This window comes from Georgenia wangjunii (assembly GCF_036421975.1).
GTDB lineage: Bacteria > Actinomycetota > Actinomycetes > Actinomycetales > Actinomycetaceae > Georgenia_A > Georgenia_A wangjunii.
On record NZ_JAZGON010000001.1, the window covers coordinates 249,603 to 265,760 of the forward strand.

The 16,158-nt window shown below is 73.2% G+C and carries 16 protein-coding genes; 3 read left to right on the plus strand and 13 right to left on the minus strand.

The features are described 5' to 3' along the window. The first annotated feature begins 10 nt into the window (after nucleotides 1-10). A complete protein-coding gene (locus V2J63_RS01090; RefSeq protein ID WP_331229128.1) occupies nucleotides 11-796 on the plus strand; it encodes a TspO-related membrane protein in 786 nt (261 codons plus the stop codon). A 121-nt stretch (nucleotides 797-917) separates the two neighbouring features. Here the strand turns inward: V2J63_RS01090 and V2J63_RS01095 are convergent, their stop codons facing one another. From V2J63_RS01095 to V2J63_RS01135, 9 genes are all read right to left on the minus strand, one after another. Further along, on the minus strand, nucleotides 918-3,494 hold the full coding sequence (locus V2J63_RS01095; RefSeq protein WP_331229129.1) for an ATP-dependent Clp protease ATP-binding subunit: 2,577 nt from the start codon (nucleotides 3,492-3,494) through the stop codon (nucleotides 918-920). 110 nt (nucleotides 3,495-3,604) lie between these two features. Beyond that, the gene (locus tag V2J63_RS01100; protein WP_331229130.1) at nucleotides 3,605-4,141 is read right to left on the minus strand and encodes an O-acetyl-ADP-ribose deacetylase; all 537 of its coding nucleotides are present in this window, start codon (nucleotides 4,139-4,141) and stop codon (nucleotides 3,605-3,607) included. Between the two features lie 163 nt (nucleotides 4,142-4,304). Beyond that, nucleotides 4,305-4,733, minus strand: coding sequence for a D-aminoacyl-tRNA deacylase (gene dtd, locus V2J63_RS01105; protein WP_331229131.1), 429 nt, complete (start codon nucleotides 4,731-4,733; stop codon nucleotides 4,305-4,307). Between the two features lie 148 nt (nucleotides 4,734-4,881). Further along, entirely contained in the window at nucleotides 4,882-5,880 is a 999-nt protein-coding gene (locus V2J63_RS01110) for an asparaginase (protein ID WP_434056279.1), read from the minus strand. 83 nt (nucleotides 5,881-5,963) lie between these two features. After that, entirely contained in the window at nucleotides 5,964-6,293 is a 330-nt protein-coding gene (locus tag V2J63_RS01115; protein WP_331229132.1) for a DUF2516 family protein, read from the minus strand. Nucleotides 6,294-6,467: 174 nt separating this feature from the next. Then, nucleotides 6,468-7,847 (minus strand): FUSC family protein, encoded by a 1,380-nt coding sequence (locus V2J63_RS01120; protein ID WP_331229133.1) that lies wholly within the window; start codon nucleotides 7,845-7,847, stop codon nucleotides 6,468-6,470. Then, on the minus strand, nucleotides 7,844-8,959 hold the full coding sequence (gene ygfZ / locus V2J63_RS01125) for a CAF17-like 4Fe-4S cluster assembly/insertion protein YgfZ (protein ID WP_331229134.1): 1,116 nt from the start codon (nucleotides 8,957-8,959) through the stop codon (nucleotides 7,844-7,846). The genes V2J63_RS01120 and ygfZ overlap by 4 nt, the downstream gene beginning before the upstream one ends. Further along, nucleotides 8,956-9,552: a heme-binding beta-barrel domain-containing protein gene (locus tag V2J63_RS01130; protein ID WP_331229135.1), complete on the minus strand. Its 597-nt coding sequence runs from the start codon at nucleotides 9,550-9,552 to the stop codon at nucleotides 8,956-8,958. The genes ygfZ and V2J63_RS01130 overlap by 4 nt, the downstream gene beginning before the upstream one ends. A 176-nt stretch (nucleotides 9,553-9,728) precedes the next feature. Next, nucleotides 9,729-10,454 (minus strand): hypothetical protein, encoded by a 726-nt coding sequence (locus V2J63_RS01135; protein WP_331229136.1) that lies wholly within the window; start codon nucleotides 10,452-10,454, stop codon nucleotides 9,729-9,731. A 158-nt stretch (nucleotides 10,455-10,612) separates the two neighbouring features. Here V2J63_RS01135 and V2J63_RS01140 point away from each other — a divergent pair, with 158 nt between their 5' ends. Further along, nucleotides 10,613-11,299 (plus strand): response regulator transcription factor, encoded by a 687-nt coding sequence (locus V2J63_RS01140; RefSeq protein WP_331229137.1) that lies wholly within the window; start codon nucleotides 10,613-10,615, stop codon nucleotides 11,297-11,299. Nucleotides 11,300-11,566: 267 nt separating this feature from the next. Beyond that, the gene (locus V2J63_RS01145; RefSeq protein ID WP_331229138.1) at nucleotides 11,567-12,001 is read left to right on the plus strand and encodes a septum formation family protein; all 435 of its coding nucleotides are present in this window, start codon (nucleotides 11,567-11,569) and stop codon (nucleotides 11,999-12,001) included. Between the two features lie 51 nt (nucleotides 12,002-12,052). Here the strand turns inward: V2J63_RS01145 and pstB are convergent, their stop codons facing one another. The 4 genes from pstB to pstS all read right to left on the minus strand — a co-directional run bounded on the left by pstB (nucleotide 12,053) and on the right by pstS (nucleotide 16,109). Further along, a complete protein-coding gene (pstB, locus tag V2J63_RS01150; protein ID WP_331229139.1) occupies nucleotides 12,053-12,832 on the minus strand; it encodes a phosphate ABC transporter ATP-binding protein PstB in 780 nt (259 codons plus the stop codon). A 51-nt stretch (nucleotides 12,833-12,883) separates the two neighbouring features. Next, nucleotides 12,884-13,930, minus strand: a complete 1,047-nt coding sequence (gene pstA / locus V2J63_RS01155) for a phosphate ABC transporter permease PstA (RefSeq protein ID WP_331229140.1) — start codon at nucleotides 13,928-13,930, stop codon at nucleotides 12,884-12,886. Further along, the gene (pstC, locus tag V2J63_RS01160) at nucleotides 13,930-14,931 is read right to left on the minus strand and encodes a phosphate ABC transporter permease subunit PstC (RefSeq protein ID WP_434056260.1); all 1,002 of its coding nucleotides are present in this window, start codon (nucleotides 14,929-14,931) and stop codon (nucleotides 13,930-13,932) included. Before pstC ends, pstA begins: the two co-directional genes overlap by 1 nt. An 83-nt stretch (nucleotides 14,932-15,014) precedes the next feature. After that, complete coding sequence (pstS, locus tag V2J63_RS01165; RefSeq protein ID WP_331229141.1) at nucleotides 15,015-16,109, minus strand: phosphate ABC transporter substrate-binding protein PstS; 1,095 nt, start codon at nucleotides 16,107-16,109, stop codon at nucleotides 15,015-15,017. Between the last annotated feature and the right edge of the window lie 49 nt (nucleotides 16,110-16,158).

The following is a 16,158-nucleotide window of genomic DNA, read 5'->3' on the forward strand; positions in this document are numbered from 1 at the left end:
CATCGACGGCATGGCCACCTCGACGTCATCCGCCCACCGCAGCGACGTCGCACGCCAGGTCGGCGTCCTCGTCAGCGCCGTCCTGGCCATCGGTGGGGCGTTCCTCGGGTCCGGCGCGTTCGTCGGCACGCCGATCGCCGAGGCGGCCGGAGGCGTCCTCTCGGCCGACGCCACGCCGCTGGCGCCCGCGGCCCCGGCGTTCTCCATCTGGTCCGTCATCTACCTCGGGCTCATCGTCCTGTCCGTGTGGCAGGTCCTCCCCGGCCGGCGGACGGACCCACGCCAGCGGGCGACAGGCTGGTGGATCGCCATCTCGATGATCCTCAACGCGATCTGGGTCCTCGCCGTCCAGGCGGAGCTCGTCGGCCTCACCGTCGTCGTCATCCTCGCCCTCCTCGCGGCGCTCTGCCTCGTCATCGTGCGCCTCGGGCGCGAGCGCCCGCGCAACGCGGTCGACGCCGTCGTCGTCGACGGCACGATGGGCCTCTACCTCGGCTGGGTGAGCGTGGCCACGGCGGCCAACATCGCCGCCGTCCTCGCCGACGCGGGCGTGGACCTCCCCGTCGACCCGACCGGCGTCGCCGTCATCACCGTCCTCGCCCTCGTCGGCGCCGCCCTCGCGTGGTGGAGCCGCGGGCGCCTCGCCATCGCGGCCGCTCAGGCGTGGGGCCTGTCATGGATCGTCGCCGGCCGCCTCAACGGCGAGCCGCCCTCGACGCCCGTCGCGATCGCCGCCGTCGCCGCTGCGGTCGTCATCGTCACGACCGCCGCGATCGCCCGGATCCGGCGCCGTTAGGCCGGGCTGGCCCAGCCCCCGGCACCCGGCACCCGGCACCCGGCACCCGGCACAGAAGCAGGAGGGCCCGGCGGCCTCTCGGCTGCCGGGCCCTCCCCCGTGCTGGTGCTGCGCCCGCGGATCAGGCTCCGGGCTGGAGCTGACCGCCTCCGCCGCCGCCGCCACCCGTGGGTGCGGTCGGCATCTGGCGCTGCTCGACGCTCGTCGAGCCGCCCACCGCCACCGGCTCGCGCGGGAGGATCTCGCCCTCGTCGAGGCCGGCGAACGTGAACTCACCGAGCAGGCCCTCGCCCTGGGCGTCGACCAGGATGGTCTGCCCGGCGCGGATGTCGCCGTAGAGGATCTTCTCGGAGAGCTGGTCCTCGATCTCCCGCTGGATCGCCCGGCGCAGCGGCCGCGCGCCGAGGACCGGGTCGTACCCGCGCTCGGCGAGGAGGTTCTTCGCCGCGTCCGTGAGCCGGATCGCCATGCCCTGGTCGCGCATGCGCGAGTCGAGGCGGGCGATCATGAGGTCGACGATCTTGACGATCTCGTCCTGCGAGAGCTGCGGGAAGACGATCGTGTCGTCCACGCGGTTGAGGAACTCGGGGCGGAAGTGCTGCTTGAGCTCCTCGTTGACCTTGTTCTTCATCCGCTCGTAGCTCGTGGACAGGTCCCCACCGGCCTGGAAGCCCGTCATGACGCCCTTGGCGATGTCCCGCGTGCCGAGGTTCGTCGTCATGATGATGACGGTGTTCTTGAAGTCCACCGTGCGTCCCTGGGCGTCCGTGAGGCGGCCGTCCTCAAGGATCTGGAGCAGCGAGTTGAAGATGTCCGCGTGCGCCTTCTCGACCTCGTCGAAGAGGACGACGGAGAACGGACGCCGGCGCACCTTCTCGGTGAGCTGGCCACCCTCCTCGTAGCCCACGTACCCGGGGGGGGAGCCGAAGAGCCGGGAGACGGTGTGCTTCTCGGAGTACTCGCTCATGTCGAGCTGGATGAGTGCGTCCTCGTCACCGAAGAGGAACTCGGCGAGCGCCTTGGCCAGCTCCGTCTTACCGACGCCCGTGGGGCCGGCGAAGATGAAGGAGCCACCGGGACGCTTGGGGTCCTTGAGGCCCGCACGCGTGCGGCGGATCGCCTGGGAGAGCGCCTTGATGGCGGTCTCCTGGCCGACGATGCGCTTGTGGAGCTCGTCCTCCATGTGGAGGAGCTTGGAGGACTCCTCCTCGGTGAGCTTGAAGACCGGAATGCCCGTGGACATCGCCAGCACCTCGGCGATGAGCTCCTCGTCCACCTCGGAGACGGTGTCCATGTCCCCGGCCTTCCAGGACTTCTCCCGGTCGGTGCGGCGGGTGGCGAGCTGCTTCTCGTCGTCGCGCAGCCGCGCGGCCTTCTCGAAGTCCTGGTCGTCGATCGCGGACTCCTTGTCCCGGCGGACCTCGGCGATGCGCTCGTCGAGCTCACGCAGCTCGGGCGGGGCGGTCATGCGGCGGATCCGCAGGCGCGCCCCGGCCTCGTCGATGAGGTCGATGGCCTTGTCCGGGAGGAAACGGTCGTTGACGTAGCGGTCCGCGAGGGTCGCGGCCGCGACGAGGGCGGCGTCGTTGATCGAGACGCGGTGGTGCGCCTCGTACCGGTCACGCAGCCCCTTGAGGATCTCGATCGTGTGCGGCAGGGAGGGCTCGTTGACCTGGATCGGCTGGAAGCGCCGCTCGAGGGCCGCGTCCTTCTCGATGTGCTTGCGGTACTCCTCGAGCGTCGTCGCGCCGATCGTCTGGAGCTCGCCCCGGGCGAGCATCGGCTTGAGGATGCTCGCCGCGTCGATGGCGCCCTCGGCGGCCCCGGCCCCGACGAGCGTGTGGATCTCGTCGATGAACAGGATGATGTCGCCGCGGGTGCGGATCTCCTTGAGGACCTTCTTCAGGCGCTCCTCGAAGTCACCGCGGTAGCGGGAACCGGCCACGAGCGAGCCGAGGTCGAGGGTGTAGAGCTGCTTGTCGCGCAGGGTCTCCGGCACGTCGCCGCGCACGATCCCCTGGGCGAGGCCCTCGACGACGGCGGTCTTGCCGACGCCCGGCTCACCGATGAGGACGGGGTTGTTCTTCGTGCGGCGCGAGAGCACCTGCATGACCCGCTCGATCTCCTTCTCGCGCCCGATGACCGGGTCGAGCTTGCCCTCGCGCGCCGCCTGCGTGAGGTTGCGCCCGAACTGGTCGAGCACGGCGGAGCCGGAGGGCTGGCCCTCGGCGGGGCCTCCGGCCGCGATGGGCTCCTTGCCCTGGTAGCCGGAGAGGAGCTGGATGACCTGCTGGCGCACCCGGTTGAGGTCTGCGCCGAGCTTGTTGAGCACCTGGGCGGCCACGCCCTCGCCCTCGCGGATGAGGCCGAGGAGGATGTGCTCGGTACCGATGTAGTTGTGGCCGAGCTGCAGCGCCTCGCGCAGGGACAGCTCGAGCACCTTCTTGGCGCGCGGGGTGAAGGGGATGTGCCCGCTGGGGGCCTGCTGGCCCTCACCGATGATCTCGGTGACCTGCTGGCGGACGGCCTCCAGGGAGATGCCGAGGGACTCCATGGCCTTGGCGGCCACGCCCTCACCCTCGTGGATCAGTCCGAGCAGGATGTGCTCGGTGCCGATGTAGTTGTGGTTGAGCATCCTCGCCTCTTCCTGGGCGAGGACGACCACGCGTCGGGCACGGTCGGTGAATCTCTCGAACATGTGGAACTCCTCCGCAGGCGGCGCGGCCGGGGAGTCCCGGCCTGGCAGCGTTCATCGATGCTAACGGCGTAGGGGTCACCTGCCCTCCCGTGTTCGCCAGGGGCGTGACGCTACGACGACGGCGCCTGCGGCGCCTGGCGAGCCAGCTCGGTCTCGAACGCCGCGAGGGCGGGGGCGCTGAAGAGGACGAAACGGACGAGCTCGACGCCTGGGCGCGTCCACGTGGTCACCGCTCGGACGGCGATCCGCGCGACGTCGGCCACGTCCCAGCCGAAGATCCCGGCGCTGACGGCGGGGAGGGCGACGGTGCGCGCGCCGACCTCCGTCGCCACGGCCAGAGCGCTCGTGAAGCACGACGCGAGGAGCTCGGGGTCGGTCTCGCCCCGGCGCGCGTTCGGGCCGACCGTGTGGATGACCCAGCGGGCAGGGAGGTCGTATCCGGCCGTGGGGACCGCCTGGCCCACGGGCAGGCCGTCGACGAGCTCGGTCCGCCGCAGCTCCATGCACTCGGCGAGGAGCGCCGAGCCGGCGGCGCGGTGGATGGCACCGTCGACACCGCCCCCGCCGAGGAGGGAGGAGTTCGCGGCATTGACGACGGCGTCGACCCGCTGCTCCGTGATGTCCCCGAGCGTCACCTCGATGCGCATGCGTCGATGATGCCCGACGGCACCCCGCGCCGTCGTCCTCTCTCCACAGGTCCCGGTGCCGCGGACCCGGTCGGCGGCGGCGATCGACGCCAGCCGCCGCCGATGGACCCCGGTCGCCTCCGCCGCCGATCGACGCCGGTCGCGGCAGCCGCCGCCACACGACTCAGTCGACGTCGAGGACGATCGTCACCGGGCCGTCGTTCGTCAGCTCGACCTCCATGTCCGCACCGAACCGTCCCGTCTCGACCTGCACCCCGCGCTCACGCAGGGCGGCGACGACGGCGTCGACGAGCGGCTCGGCCACCGGACCGGGCGCGGCGGCGCTCCACGAGGGTCGCCGGCCCTTCCGGACGTCGGCGTAGAGGGTGAACTGGGAGACGACGAGGACGGGCGCGCCCGCCTCCAGCACCGAGCGCTCGTCGCGAAGGATCCGCAGCTCGGCGATCTTGCGCGCCGTGCGTTCGACCTGCGCGGCGCCGTCGCTGTGGGTGACGCCGACGAGCGCGACGAGGCCGGGGCCCGTCAGCTCCCCGACGACCTCGCCGTCCACCCGGACGGCGGCCCGGCTGGCGCGTTGCAGCACCGTCCTCACGACGCGTCCCCGGCGTAGGTTCGGCTCATGCGTCGCGGCACCGTCGTCACGACGCGTCGCGCGGCGCGGGCCGGGCAGACGAGTCCCCACATCGTCGTCACGGCGCGTCCCGCGAGCGTGGGCCCGGCTGACGCGTCCCGCACCGCCGTCATGACGCGTCCTGCGCCGGGCTGCTCCACGGACGGACCTCGCCGACCGGGTGGCCGTGCCCGAGCACGGGCACCTCGGACCAACCGGCCACCTGGCTGGCAGGCACCCCGGCGAGCCGGAGCGCGGCACCGAGGACGGGCGGGCGGGCGCGGCCCGAGCCGTCGGAGACCTTGAACGCGAGCGCCGCGCCGTCGGGCAGCGCGGCCGCGTAGACCCCCTCGGCGCCGTCCTTCGCGACGAGACCCGGGACCGCCTCCATCGCGAGGGTGACGTCGCGGCCGGTTCCGCCGACGAGGCCCGGGTGGGCGCGCATCGCCGCCGCGACCCGTCCCTCGGGCGAGGCGGGCGGGGCGGTCGCGATGCGGGCGAAGGCCCGCGCGAGCCCCGTGAGGGAGCACGAGAAGAGCGGCGCGCCGCACCCGTCGACGCTCACGACGGCGACCCGCTCGCCGGTGAGGTCCTCGACCGCCGCGCGGACGGCGCGCTGGAGCGGGTGCTCGGGGTCGAGGTAGGTCTCGGTCGGCCACCTGGCCGCCACGCAGGTGGCGAGCATGGCGGCGTGCTTGCCGGAGCAGTTCTGGGTCACGGCGGCCGCGGTGCCGCCGGCTCGCTGCCACGCGAGCGAGGCGGCCGGGCCGAGCGGCAGGTCGGGGGTGTTGCGCAGCGACGCCTCGTCGAGGCCCGCGCCGGCGAGGACGGCCCGTGCGACCTCGACGTGCCGCGGCTCGCCCGAGTGGCTCGCGCACGCGAGGGCGAGCTCGCCGTCCCTGAGGTCGAGGCCGGCGCGGAGCATGCCCACCGCCTGGAGCGGCTTGAGGCTGGAGCGGGCGAAGAAGGTCCCGTCGGGGCGGCCGCGCCTCAGGAGCTCGGTGCCGTCGCCGTCGAGCAGGACGAGGTGCCCGAGGTGGACCGACTCGACGAACCCGCCCCGCACGACCTCGGCGAGGGGCTCGCCCGGGCCCGGCAGGTCGCCACGGTGCGCCGCCGAGGCGGGCACGGTGGCAGCGGCGGGCGCGGTGGCAGCGGCGTGGTCGACGGCCGGGGCGCTGTCCCGCCCAGCCGTTCCCCGCTCGCGAGCGGTCACCAACCGCCCCCGCCGGGCGGCCGCCGACGGCCGTACCCGCCGACAGCAGGCTTGACGTCGGCGAGATAGATCGCGGCCGGGATGATGAAGAAGAACGGCAGGAACCCGCTGAAGAGGCCGATGCCGATCGGCGGCGGGATCGCGATGAAGCCGAGCACCGCGCCCGCACCGAGCAGGATGAGCCAGAAGTTCTTCGTCCGCTTGCCCGCGTAGGTGAAGGCGGCGGCCGGCTGGCGTGCAGCATGGACGAGCGCCCACACCTCGAGCGCGAACGCGCCGAGGGAGATGGCGAGGAAGAGGAAGACCTGCACGTTGCCGATGAGCACCCGCCGAGCCTAACGACTCGCCGCACGCGCGCCCGCCGCCGTCGCGCCGGGGGTCCGGTGCCCGCCCAGCTGCGCGTCGCCGGCGGCGGAGACCCGCGGGTCCGTCCCGGACGTGGGCGGGTTCACCACAGCACCGAGGCGACGACGGACGTGGCGACGACTCGGATGAGTTCTCTACCCCCGCGGGTCCACCGGGGCGGACGGGTCCACCGGGGCGGAAGGGCCCGTCCCGCCAGCGGGTGGGGCCCCAGGTGCAGCGGACGGGGCCTCGCCGCTGCCCGCGGTCACCGGCACGGTCGTTGCGGCCGCCTCCGCCGCGGTCGTCGGCCTCGGCGTCGTCGTCGGCGTCGGCGTCGGCCTCGGCGTCGTCGTCGGCGTCGGCGTCGGCGTCGGTCCAGCGAGGACGGCGGGTGTCGCCGGGACCACGGGGGCCGCGGGGTCGGCCGCAAGCTCACCCGTCGCCTCCGACGCCGAGAGACCGGTCGCCTGGAGCAGGTCGACCGTGAGCGAGCGCAGGAGGATGACGATGGTCTGCAGCCGCCAGCCGCCCACCCGGAAGCTCTCGGGCGCGAGGACGTGCGCGACGGCGGCGAGCTCGGCCCGCGCCGGCTGCGTGTCGCCGTCGGACCGGAGCGCCGCGCCGAGCAGCTCCGCGCCGTGGGCGACACGGTCGAGGTCGTCGGCGATGGCGCGGTCGTAGCCGCCCTCCTCCACCGCGACGAGCCCGCGCCGGGCCACGACGCGGGCGTTGCGCATGGCCCGGTCGGCGAGGAGGCTCGCCCGGTGCAGCCGGTTGAGCTCGGGGAGGAAGGTCCGCGCTCCCGGCGAGAACCGCGCGGCCTGGCGGGCGTTGCGGGCGGCCTCGCTCCAGTCGTCGAGGATCGCCTGTGTCCCGCGCCCCTGCATGAGCGCGTCGCGGACGAGCTCGCGGTCGCCCGTGCGCACGCCCTGCGCGAGCGTGTGGAGCATGGCTCCGAGCTCGGCCATGCTCGCCTGCGCGAGGGACCGCGTGCGCCGTCGGGCGTCGCGCGGCGTGGCGAGCGCGACGACGAGGGCGAACGCCCCGCCGATGAGGGCGTCGACCCAGCGGCCGGCCGGCCCTCCCGTGACCGCCACCGGCAGCGCGACGATGACGATTCCCTGCACGCCCGCCTGGACGGTGAGGAGCTGGCCCCGGTCGACGAACCGGGCGACCGTCGCCGCGATGACGATGACGAGGAACACCTGGAACGCGCCGGTCCCGATGAGGTGCGCGATGAGCTCCCCGAGCCCGACGCCGAGGCTGACACCGACGGCGAGCTCGGCCACCCGCCGCACCTGGCGGTCGGCGCTGAAGCCGAGGCACACCCACGCCGCGACCGGGGCGAAGAACGGGTACTCGTGGCCGAGCCACACGTGTGCGACGGCCCACGCGAGCGCGGCCGCGAGCGCGGCCGTAACGATGGGTAGGAGGCCGACCCGCACCCGGCGAGCCCCCTGCCGGGCGCGGAGGCGGGCGAGCACGAACCAGCGCCGTAGGTCGGCGCGGCCCGCGCTCGCCTGCCCGGGGCTCATGGCCGCCGTTGGCGGCGCAGCTCCTGGCCGGGACGCGTCGCCGGACGGCCGACCGCCTCGCCCTCGGCGGGCACGATGACCTCCTGCGCTGCGGCGACGCCGCCGACGTCGAGCACGGCGTCGGCCGGCAGCGACCGCTTGACGAGCGCGAGGGCCACGGGCCCGATCTCACCGTGCCGCACGACGCTCGTCACCGTCCCCGCAGGCCGTCCGTCGTGGACGACGGCGGTGCCCGGGTCCGGCACGAGGTGGTCCGAGCCGTCGAGGTGGAGCATGACGAGGCGGCGCGGCGGGCGCCCGAGGTTGAACACGCGCGCGACGGTCTCCTGGCCGCGGTAGCAGCCCTTGTCGAGGTGGACCGCGGTGCGCAGCCAGTCGAGCTCGTGCGGGATGGCGCGCTCGTCGACGTCGCGGCCGATCCGGGGCCGCCACGCCTCCACCCGCAGCGCCTCCCACGCCCACGTCCCCGCCAGGCGCATGCCGGTCGCCTCGGCGGCGTCGACGGCGGGGGCGAGCTGGTCGCGGGCGACGAGGGTGAGGGCGCGGTGGAGGTCGCGCCCGGGGTGCTCGTCGTCGGGCGGGCCGTAGCGGGTGCCGCCCGGCGCGGTGCGCGGCCACGGGTCGCGCCACGTGAGGACGTACCCGGGCAGGTCCCCCAGCGACTCCCACGCCGTGCCGCACGTGCCGAGGACCGCGACGTCGGCGAAGGCGTCGGCGACCTCGACGCGGAGCATGAAGCGCATCCGGTCGAGGAAGGCGACGAGCGGCGCCACGCGGTCCCCCTCGGTGATGAGCCAGACGCGCTCGCCGTCGTCCTGGACGGCGGCGGCGTGCTCGATCCTGCCGTTCGGGTCGAGGAGGAGCAGCTCGCGCGGGTCACCGGGAGCGAGGTCGAGCAGGTACTGGCTGCTCAGCGTGTTGAGCCAGCTGATGCGGTCCACGCCGGCAACCGTGACGACGCCGAGCTGGGAGAGGTCGACGACGCCGGCGCCGCGCTCGAGGGCCCGCTGCTCGTGGGCCGGGTCGCCGTAGTGGAGGGCGACGCCCGCGTCCGGCCCGGACCCCTCGACGGCGCCCTTGCGCGACAGGAGCGGGCTGCGAAGGGTGCTCATGCCTGCTCCACGCGGCTGAGCCGGCCCGAGGCGTAGGGCTGGAGCTCGTGGCCGAAAGCCGCGAGGTCCTGCGCCCACATGAGCTCGCCGTGGACGAGGCCGTACATCCGCGTCGCCGCCGCGACCTCGGCCGCGGTCGCCGTGCGCACGACGGCGTCCGTCGCCAGGTCGATCCGCGCGCTGCGGACGGAGCCGAGGTAGACGCTCAGGTGCCCGGACGGGTCGGCGACGAGAACCTCGAGCTCGGTCGGTGCCGGGCCGGGGCCCTCGTGCTCGGGGGCGTCGGCGGGGGCCGCGACGGGCCGCCAGTACGCGGACTCCGAGGCCCAGACGTGCGCGCGGGCGAGGAGCTCGGCGCCGGCGGCGCCCGGCGTCTCCTGCGCGACGGACTCGGAGCGCTCGGCGTCGACCATCCACATCGTGCTCGTGCACCGCAGGTAGGGCCCGCCGTCGTGCTCGAAGGACATCTCGTGGACGAACGGCTGCTCCGGCACGGTCGGGTACGCGAGCATCCCGTAGCCCCGCCACGAACCGACGAGCCAGGACAGGGGGTAGAGCTCGGGGGCGAGGCCCTCCGGGATCGAGAACGTCATGAGCGCACCGCCAGGTGCGAGGTACGGCGGGGTAGCGGCATGCCCTCGATGCTAACGCCCGGGCCTGGGCGGCGCCCGGACGCGGCACCGCGGAGGCGCAGTCGACAGCACGCGTCGGCGCGGGCACGTGAGCGGCGCCGCGGGCGACGGAGCCGGATGGTCCAGCAGATGGTCCCTCAGACGGTCAGCAGACGCCCGAGGATGTAGACGGGTGCACCGGCCAGGAGCAGCGGGAGCATCGCCGCTGCCACGGCCGGGAGGACCCGCTCGGCCGCCGGGAACCGGCCGAAGAGCGTGTGGACCGCCCACGTGAGGACCCCGGCCACGAGCCCGGCGAGCAGCCCGACGAGCGGGCCGACGTCCGTGAGGAGGTAGCCGGTGGCGAGGCCCGCGATGCTGGCGAGCCCGATCGCGGCGGCGGCGACGGTGCGAGGGCCGAGCGGGATCGCGGTGCACGCGGCCCCGACGGCGACGGCCGCCGCGGCGGTGACGACGACGGCGACCGCGAGCCGCGACTCCCCGATCGCCATCCAGCCGGTGGCCGAGGCGACGATGACGGCACCGGTCACGACTCCCGCCACCGACTCCACCAGGCGCGGGCGGCCGTCGCGGCGGAGCATCTGGTGGACGAACGCGGCGATGACGGAGAGGGCGAGCACGACCGCCACGTCCCGCATGCTCGTCGTCAGCTCGACCACGGCGCAGGCGGCGAGCCCGGAGACCGCGATGACCGCGCTCGAGCCGCGGTACGTCGGGAGCCCCACGAGGCGCGGCCAGCCGGCGGCGAAGCCGAGCACCGCCAGCGCGACGACGACGACGAGCAGCGGGTGCGAGAACGCCGCCGCGAGCGCGAGCACCGCGCTGAGCGCGGCGGTCACCACCCCGCGGGTCGAGCTACCCATCACGGCAGCACGCGGTGGGCGGAGAGGTGGTGGGGCACTGCTCGATTCTCGCAGATGCGTCCCGCGCGCGGGGGACGCCCGGCATCTGTCGCGAACAACTCCGCACAGGGTTCCGGCCTGCCACTAGTGTGACCTCCGTCCCGAGGGGAGATCCACCAATGGCAGGACTGCTCATCCTGACCGCCGAGCAGCACGGCCCCGCCGCCGTGCTTCCTGCGCTTGCGCTCCTCGACCACCACGCGCGCCTGGCACCGATGACCGCCTCGGCCCTCGTCGACCTGCCCGACGTCGACGTCATCGTCGTCGACGGGCGGCGCGACCTCGCCGGCGCGCGCACGCTGTGCCGCCTCGCGGTGACGACGGCGACCGGCATCCCGGTCCTCCTCGTGCTCACCGAGGGCGGCCTCACCGCCGTCACGGCCTCGTGGGGCGTGGACGACGTCATCCTCGAGGCGGCGGGACCCGCCGAGACGGCCGCCCGCCTGCGCCTGCTCACCGACCGGGTCGGCGCCGGGGAGCCCCAGGGCGAGCCGGCCCTGGTCGAGGCCGGCGAGCTGTCGATCGACGCCGGCGGGTACACCGCGCGCGTCCGCGGCCGCATCCTCGACCTCACGTACAAGGAGTTCGAGCTCCTCAAGTACCTCGCGCAGCACCCGGGCCGCGTCTTCACCCGCGCCCAGCTCCTCCAGGAGGTCTGGGGCTACGACTACTACGGGGGCACCCGGACCGTCGACGTCCACGTCCGGCGGCTGCGGGCCAAGCTCGGCTCCGAGCACGACCAGCTCATCGGGACGGTCCGCAACGTCGGCTACCGGTTCGAGCTCGGGCCCCGCTCCGGCGCCTGAGGGCGGCGCGCCTCCGCGCGCCGCACATCCGCGCGACGCGCCGGCCCCACCGTTGTAGGGTGGGTGAGCGACGTCGGGTCGTGGAAGCCCCGGGCTCCAACACAAGCCGCCACGAGCGGCCTTCGCGCCGACTGGCGCTTCGCGGCCCGACGTCGTCTCACACTCATCTTTGCGCTGACGTCCGTCGCGCGGGCCGTCCCCGCGCGGGACGCGCTGGCGGGCGTCGCCGCTCGACAGCCCGGCACAGGCCGGGCCGAAGGAACAGCCATGCTCCGCGCCACCCGTACCGGGATCATCCTCGCCGTCAGCGGCCTCACGCTCGGGCTCGCCGCCTGCGCGACCAACAGCGTCATGGAGCTGGAGGTGGGCGACTGCCTCGACAGCGAGGCGCTGAGCGGGCAGGAGATCACCGAGGTCGAGACGATCGAGTGCAGCGAGGACCACGACGCCGAGGTCTTCGCCGAGCTCGCCTTCGACGACGGCGACTACCCGGGCATGGACGCCGTCCAGACGGACGCCGAGGCGCACTGCCGCACCGAGTTCGAGAAGTTCGTCGGGATCGACTACGAGTCCTCGGAGATGTACTTCACGGCGATGTACCCCACGGAGACGAGCTGGGACCAGGCGGACGACCGCACGGCTCTGTGCGTCCTCCTCGCCCCGGAGACCGTCACCGGCTCCCTCGAGGGCGCGGCCTTCTGATCCTCGCGACGGCCTGAGGGGCGGCTGGGCGACGACGCCCAGCCGCGAACCTCACCCGAAGCGGCCTGAGATGTAGTCCTCGGTCGCCTTGTTCTGCGGGGTGGAGAACATCCGCTCGGTCGAGTCCATCTCGATGAGGTTGCCGGGCTTGCCGGTGCCGGCGATGTTGAAGAAGCCCGTCGTGTCCGACACCCGAGCGGCCTGCTGCATGTTGTGGGTGACGATGACGATCGTGTAGTCCTTCTTCAGCTCCGAGATGAGGTCCTCGATCGCGAGCGTCGAGATCGGGTCGAGCGCCGAGCACGGCTCGTCCATGAGCAGGACCTGCGGCTGCACAGCGATGGCCCGCGCGATGCACAGGCGCTGCTGCTGACCACCGGAGATCGACGACCCCGGCCGCTCGAGGCGGTCCTTGACCTCCTCCCAGAGGTTCGCCCCGCGCAGCGAGCTCTCGACGAGGTCCGCGGCGTCGCTCTTGCTCATCCGGCGGTTGTTGAGCCGCACGCCGGCGAGGACGTTGTCGGCGATCGACATGGTCGGGAACGGGTTGGGCCGCTGGAACACCATGCCCACCTGGCGGCGGACCTCCACCGGGTCCACCTGGGGGGCGTAGAGGTCCTGCCCGTCCATGAGGGCCTCGCCCTCGACCCGCGCGCCGGGGATGACCTCGTGCATACGGTTGAGCGTGCGCAGGAACGTCGACTTGCCGCAGCCCGACGGGCCGATGAGGGCGGTCACCGCTCGCGGCTCGATGACCATGTTGACGTCCTCGACCGCGAGGAACTCCCCGTAGTAGACGTTGAGGTGCTTGACGTCGATGCGCTTAGACATGGGTGTTCCTTCGCGGGCTGGCGAGCGGTCCGGGCTGCTGGGCGGGTGCCATCAGTGCATGCCCTTGGGTGAGAAGTACCTGCTCACCAGGCGGGCGACGAGGTTGAGCAGCATGACGATGATGATGAGGGTGAGGGCACCGGCCCAGGCGCGGTCGGCGCTCGCACCGCCCTGGGCGTACTGACGGTAGACGTAGACGGGCAGGGTGGCGATGCGCCCGTCGAAGGCGTCGTAGTTCGTGTTGTTCGTGATGCCCACGGTGATGAGCAGGGGCGCCGTCTCGCCGATGACCCGGGCGATGGCGATCATGACGCCGGTCGTGATGCCCGCGATGGCGGTGCGCAGGACGACCTTGACGATCGTCAGCCACTTCGGCACGCCGAGCGCGTAGGCGGCCTCGCGCAGCTCGTTGGGAACGAGGCGGAGCATCTCCTCGACCGAGCGGACGACGACGGGCGTCATGAGGACGGCGAGCGCGACGCCGCCGATGAGGGCCGACTTGTACGCCGGGCCGAAGAGCGTGAGGAACACCGAGAACGCGAAGAGGCCGGCGACGATCGAGGGGATGCCCGTCATGACGTCGACGAGCACGGTGATGCCTTTGGCCAGCCGGCCACGGCCGTACTCGACGAGGTAGATCGCGGTGAAGATGCCGAGCGGGATCGAGACGAGGCTGGCGATGCCGGTGACGTAGAGCGTGCCGACGATGGCGTGGTACGCCCCACCCTCGGTCATCTGGCCGAAGACGCCGACCATGTCCGTCGTGAGGAAGTCCCACCCGAACCGCAGCGCGCCGTCACCGACGACGGTCCAGATGAGGGAGACGAGCGGCACCATGGCGAGGATGAACGCCAGGCAGACGAGCGTCGTCGCGAGCCGGTCCTTGGCCCAGCGCGGGCCCTCGACCTGCCACGCGACCGCTGTGATCGCGACCGCGTAGACGAGCGCCCCGATGAAGACGACGCCGGCGAGGGTGGGTCCGTCACCGAGGAGCTGGATCGCCGCGGCCACGACGAGCGAGGCGGCGATGGTGGCCCAGGGGACCCACCGGGGCAGGCGGCGCGTGCCCGTGCCGAGCGTGGCGGAGGTCGTGGTCATCAGTTCGCTCCCGAGAACTCGGCGCGGCGGGCGATGATCCAGCGGGCCAGCAGGTTCACGCCGAAGGTGAGGACGAAGAGGATGAGGCCGGAGGCGATGAGGACGTCCACGCCCATCCCGCTCGCCTCGGGGAACTGGCTCGCGATGTTCGCGGCGATCGACTGGTGCTGGCCGGGCTGGAGGAGGAAGAGGTTGATGGCGAACCCGGGCGAGAGCACCATGAGGACGGCCATCGTCTCGCCGAGCGCGCGGCCCATGCCGAGCATCGCGGCGCTGATGATCCCGGAGCGCCCGAACGGCAGCACGGCCTGGCGGATCATCTCCCAGCGGGTGGCGCCCAGCGCGAGCGAGGCCTCCTCGTGCAGGCGCGGCGTCTGGAGGAAGACCTCCCGGATGGTCGCCGTGATGATCGGCAGGATCATGACGGCGAGGACGAGCCCGGCGGTGAGGATGTTCCGCGCGGGCGCCTGGTACTCGCTGAAGAGCGGGACCCACCCGAGGTTCTCCGCGAGCCACTGGAAGAGCGGGTGCAGGAGCGGCTGGAGCCACTGGATGCCCCACAGGCCGAAGATGACCGAGGGGATCGCCGCGAGGAGGTCGACGAGGTAGCCGAGGCCCTGCGCGAGGCGGCGGGGCGCGTAGTGCGAGATGAAGAGGGCGATCGCGATGCTGAGCGGGACGGCCACGAGGAGCGCGATCGCCGAGGAGAGGATCGTGCCGAACAGGAGCGGGGCGACGTACTCCCACAGGTTGCGGTCCTGCATGAAGCCGACCTGGTCGAACGCGTCCCGGGACGCGACGAGCGCCGGCCAGCTACGGATGAGGAGGAAGCCCGCGACCGCGGCGAGGATGCCGAGGATGAGCAGGCCGGCGCCCGTGGAGATGCCGGAGAAGACGCGGTTGCCGAGCCGCCCCGGCGTGCGGCCCGCACGGATCGTCGGCCGGGCCCCTTCGGGGGCTGCGGGTGGTGCCTCTACGGCCACTGGTCCTCCGGGCGTCATGAGGTCGGTGAGGATGACGTGCGTCAGGCGGGCCGGTGCCCCCGGGTGTCCGGGAGCGCCGACCCGCCCGCCAGGCTAACTGGTCAACCGGCGACGGCGATCTGCTCGATGGCCGCCATGACCCGCTCGCGCAGGTCGTCGGAGATGGGGGCCGAGCCAGCGACGTCCGGGGAGGCCGCACGGTCCTGACCCTCGGCGCTCGCGACGTAGGTGAGGTAGGCGGCCACGTTGGCGGCGTCCTCCTCCGTCTCGTAGAGCGAGCACGCGATGGAGTAGGAGATGAGGACGATCGGGTAGGTCCCGGCCTCGGTCGTGTCACGGGCGAGCTCGATCGTCAGGCGCAGGTCGGTCGCGTCGTCGGTCGCCGGGGAGGCGTCGATGATCGCCGCGGCGGCCTCGGGCGAGAACGGGACGAACTCGTCCCCCACGCCCACCGCGACGGTGCCGAGGTCACCGGCGCGCGAGGCGTCGGCGTAACCGATGGCGCCCTCGGCGCCGGAGACGACGTCGATCATGCCGGACGTCTGCGCACCGGACTGGGTGCCGGAGATCGGCCACGTCTCGACCGGGCCGTGCGTCCAGGCGTCGGGCGCCGCGGCGGCGAGGTACTCGGTGAAGTTCTCCGTCGTGCCGGAGTCGTCCGAGCGGTTGACCGGGATGACGGGCAGGTCGGGCAGCTCGACGTCGGGGTTGGACTCGGTGATGGCCGGGTCGTTCCACGTCGTGATGTCGCCGTTGAAGATGCCGGCGATCGCGTCGGGCGTGAGGTTGATGTGCTCGGCGTCGACCGAGGGAAGGTTGTAGATGACGGCGATCGGGCTGATGTACAGCGGCAGCTCGATGACCTCGCCGCCGTAGCAGCGCTCGGTGCCCGCCTCGAGCTCCTCGGCGTCCATCGCGGCGTCCGAGCCGGCGAACAGGACCGTGCCGTTGAGGAACTGCTCGCGGCCCGTGCCGGAGCCGGTGGGGTCGTAGGTGACCGAGACGCCCTCGTTCTGCTCCTGGAACCCGGCGATCCAGCCCTGGACGGCCGCCTCCTGCGAGCTGGCCCCCGATCCCGCGATGGAGCCCGAGAGCTCCTCGCCCCCGGCGGCCGACGTCTCGTCGGAGCCGGTGCTCTCGTTGTCCGCGTCGGCCGCGGACCCACAAGCCGCGAGGGTGAGCGCGAGCGCGCTCATAGCGGCAACTCCCGCCGTGCGGCGGCTGCGTGCAAGCTTCACGTTGTTT

What these genes read in the sequence shown, in the direction of transcription:
- V2J63_RS01090 (WP_331229128.1), top strand. Translation starts at nt 11, where the DNA reads ATGGCCACCTCGACGTCATCCGCCCACCGCAGCGACGTCGCACGCCAG.
- V2J63_RS01095 (WP_331229129.1), bottom strand. Translation starts at nt 3,494, where the DNA reads ATGTTCGAGAGATTCACCGACCGTGCCCGACGCGTGGTCGTCCTCGCC.
- V2J63_RS01100 (WP_331229130.1), bottom strand. Translation starts at nt 4,141, where the DNA reads ATGCGCATCGAGGTGACGCTCGGGGACATCACGGAGCAGCGGGTCGAC.
- V2J63_RS01120 (WP_331229133.1), bottom strand. Translation starts at nt 7,847, where the DNA reads ATGAGCCCCGGGCAGGCGAGCGCGGGCCGCGCCGACCTACGGCGCTGG.
- ygfZ (WP_331229134.1), bottom strand. Translation starts at nt 8,959, where the DNA reads ATGAGCACCCTTCGCAGCCCGCTCCTGTCGCGCAAGGGCGCCGTCGAG.
- V2J63_RS01130 (WP_331229135.1), bottom strand. Translation starts at nt 9,552, where the DNA reads ATGACGTTCTCGATCCCGGAGGGCCTCGCCCCCGAGCTCTACCCCCTG.
- V2J63_RS01135 (WP_331229136.1), bottom strand. Translation starts at nt 10,454, where the DNA reads ATGGGTAGCTCGACCCGCGGGGTGGTGACCGCCGCGCTCAGCGCGGTG.
- V2J63_RS01140 (WP_331229137.1), top strand. Translation starts at nt 10,613, where the DNA reads ATGGCAGGACTGCTCATCCTGACCGCCGAGCAGCACGGCCCCGCCGCC.
- V2J63_RS01145 (WP_331229138.1), top strand. Translation starts at nt 11,567, where the DNA reads ATGCTCCGCGCCACCCGTACCGGGATCATCCTCGCCGTCAGCGGCCTC.
- pstB (WP_331229139.1), bottom strand. Translation starts at nt 12,832, where the DNA reads ATGTCTAAGCGCATCGACGTCAAGCACCTCAACGTCTACTACGGGGAG.
- pstA (WP_331229140.1), bottom strand. Translation starts at nt 13,930, where the DNA reads ATGACCACGACCTCCGCCACGCTCGGCACGGGCACGCGCCGCCTGCCC.
- pstC (WP_434056260.1), bottom strand. Translation starts at nt 14,931, where the DNA reads ATGACGCCCGGAGGACCAGTGGCCGTAGAGGCACCACCCGCAGCCCCC.
- pstS (WP_331229141.1), bottom strand. Translation starts at nt 16,109, where the DNA reads ATGAGCGCGCTCGCGCTCACCCTCGCGGCTTGTGGGTCCGCGGCCGAC.